This is a genomic window from Mesonia sp. K4-1, assembly GCF_008017825.1.
GTDB lineage: Bacteria > Bacteroidota > Bacteroidia > Flavobacteriales > Flavobacteriaceae > Mesonia.
Genome location: NZ_VRLS01000099.1, coordinates 1 through 3,022, shown reverse-complemented (window position 1 = coordinate 3,022; position 3,022 = coordinate 1). Strand labels below are relative to the sequence as shown.

The window sequence follows — 3,022 nt, the reverse complement described above, 5'->3', positions numbered from 1 at the left end:
ACAATGGGAATTACTATTTTACCGGAAGGAGATCTGCGAACGGAAGCCAACCCAGTACTGATATAATAGGTGGTCAACAAATTACCGGTTCGTTTTTTCTTGCCAGTTTTGATGCACAGGGTAATTTTCAGTGGCTTCGACAAAACACTACCTCTTTCCAAGGCTTAGGAAGCACTATATACGGTCTTGATTTTGATAACCAAAACAATATTTATATGGGGGGGGTTTTTTTAGGTTTTGGTTATGACACCTTTTTAGGGCAGACTATCACTGAACAAATAGCCCCAAGTTATGTGATGAAAACCAATCCCGATGCCACACAGGTAGATTGGTTTTCTTATTACACCACAAGTTCAGGTTCAGGTTGGGCTAATGGAGATATAAAGTTAAAAAATAATACTCTATTTCTAACTAATCAAGCTGGGAAACAACTTACGTGGGGCAATCAAACTGTCAACATCAATAATTCAGGAGAAGGTACAGAAATTCTTTTAGCAACTTTCGATAAAACTACAGGAGACTGTACCGGTCTTGATTTTATAGTGGGGAACAATGGTCATCCCGATAGAGGTTCTGCCCTTGCCATTGATGCTAATGGAGATGTCCTCATCGGAGGGCAGTTTGAACACACCCTCTATGATAGCAATGGCGGACAGGTGATGAATCCCAACCCTTCCAATACCAACTTTTTTATTGCCAAGTACGCCACGGAGCCCTGCTCTGTATTAGGGGCAAACGCTTGGAAAACACAAAGCATAAAACTATGGCCCAACCCGGCAAGCCGTACTATTCATATTTCGGTTCTATCGACTAGCAGTTACCGTATGTACACTATTACTGGGCAACTGGTCAAACAAGGAGAACTTAACATCGGTAAAAACAGCCTTAGCATACAAGAACTTTCTTCTGGGCTTTACCTTATTGAAACCACCAATACACAAGGAAACAAGCAGGTTAAAAAAATAGTGAAAGAATAAATAAGCATAAAGGTCGTCACCCTGAACTTGGTTCAGGGTCCCATCCTCAATATTTGTTTTTCAATATAGTATGAGATTCCGGATCAAATTTGGAAATACTAAAATAGGGAATTAACGTAATAATAAAAAAGCTTAATTTTAAGTATTTAAAATGAAAACCTATGAAACTCATTTATATATTATCCTGTTTGCTATTGTTACTTTGGAATAATTCTATGACTGCCCAACAAAAAGACTGGCAATGGATTAAACAGGGGGGAGCCAGTATAGAAGGAGACGAAACCGAAGAGGCTTACGATATTGCCACCGATAACGACCGAAATGTATATACGGTTTCGGCTATGGGGATTTATAACTTACAAATAGATGGAAATACCAAAACTTTTTACGGTTCTCCCGCAGGAACTCTTGGTGATTATGCATTGGCAAGCTTTGCTTGCGATGGCACTTACCGTTGGTCAAAGATTATTGGAGGAAATCATAGTGAAACCCCTCCGGTTATCGAAACCGATGATAATGGATTTTTATATATGGCAGGCAAGTTTAATTCCTGTGATAAAGATGAGCCATATCACTATCCGGCTCGAATAGAAAATGATATTATCTTAGACCAAACTTCAACTAGCTGTAGTCTGATGTTTTTAACCAAGTATGATAAAGATGGTACTATGCTATGGTTTAAACAACCAATGGCTCCTACTACTAGTTCAAACGCTATAAGCCATTCTGACTCTGGCGGCCTTGTTGCAACGGCTAATGGTGATCTTCATTGGTTGGTTCGTATCCCACAGGGCACTTATGCCAATGGAGCTTATACCAATAACCAACCGGGTGACACCTGGCATATTTTAAAATATGATAGCAGTGGTAATTTTCTGGGAGGGGTTTATATAGATATGCTATTATCTGGAACAGGTTCATCTTCTTTAAAAATGTATAGAAACCCCTATAATGGTCATTACTATTTTACAGGAAGTAAGGAGCCGAATTCATCGGCTATATTTGATGGTCAACAGGTTACTGGATCATTGTATTTTGCCAGTTTTGATGCTCAAGGTAATTTTAAATGGCTTAGACAAAACACCTATAACCAAGCTATAGGAAGCAATATATACGGGCTTGATTTTGATAGCCAAAACAATATTTATATGGGAGGAGTTTTTTTGGGTTACGGTTATGATACCTTTTTAGGGCAGACTATATCTCAACAGATTATTCCAAGTTATGTGATGAAAACCAACCCCGATGCTACACAGGTAGATTGGTTTTCTTACAATGATTATGGTTCTGGTTGGGGTCGAGGGGCTATTCAACTAAAAGGCAATACACTTTACCTTACAGATCAAGGCGCAACGCAAGTTAATTGGGGCAATCAAACTCTCAACATCAATAATTCAGGAGAAGGTACAGAAATTCTTTTTGCAACATTCGATAAAGCCACCGGAGACTGTACTTCCCTCGATTTTTTACCAGGAAACAATGGTCACCCCGATAGAGGTTCTGCCCTTGCCATTGATGCTAATGGAGATGTCCTCATCGGAGGGCAGTTTGAACACACCCTCTATGATAGCAATGGCGGACAGGTGATGAATCCCAACCCTTCCAACACCAACTTTTTTATTGCCAAGTACGCCACGGAGCCCAGCCCTGTATTAGGGGCAAACGCTTGGAAAACACAAAGCATAAAACTATGGCCCAACCCGGCAAGCCGTGAGATCCACATCTCGGTTCTATCGGATAGCAGTTACCGTATGTACACTATTACTGGGCAACTGGTCAAACAAGGAGAACTTAACATCGGTAAAAACAGCCTTAGCATACAAGAACTTTCTTCTGGGCTTTACCTTATTGAAACCACCAATACACAAGAAAACAAGCATGTTAAAAAAATCGTGAAAGAATAAATAAGCATAAAGGTCGTCACCCTGAACTTGGTTCAAGGTCCCATCCTCAATATTTGTTTTTCAATATAGTATGAGATTCCGGATCAAGTCTGGAATGACAAAAACAACCAATTATTACAAATTATGGATAAGCAATTATTT

Annotated in this window: 2 protein-coding genes; both read left to right on the top strand. The window is 39.6% G+C overall.

Features of this window, described 5'->3' with window-relative positions; all coding sequences use genetic code 11:
* On the top strand, positions 1–977 hold a 977-nt coding region (locus tag FT986_RS15815), incomplete at its 5' end, for a T9SS type A sorting domain-containing protein (protein ID WP_147865866.1).
* 161 nt (positions 978–1,138) lie between these two features.
* A complete protein-coding gene (locus FT986_RS15810; protein WP_147865865.1) occupies positions 1,139–2,881 on the top strand; it encodes a T9SS type A sorting domain-containing protein in 1,743 nt (580 codons plus the stop codon).
* Positions 2,882–3,022 lie beyond the last annotated feature (141 nt).

Bases quoted from the DNA above. Each gene is read 5' to 3' on its own strand.
- FT986_RS15810 (WP_147865865.1), top strand. From the start codon at position 1,139: ATGAAACTCATTTATATATTATCCTGTTTGCTATTGTTACTTTGGAAT.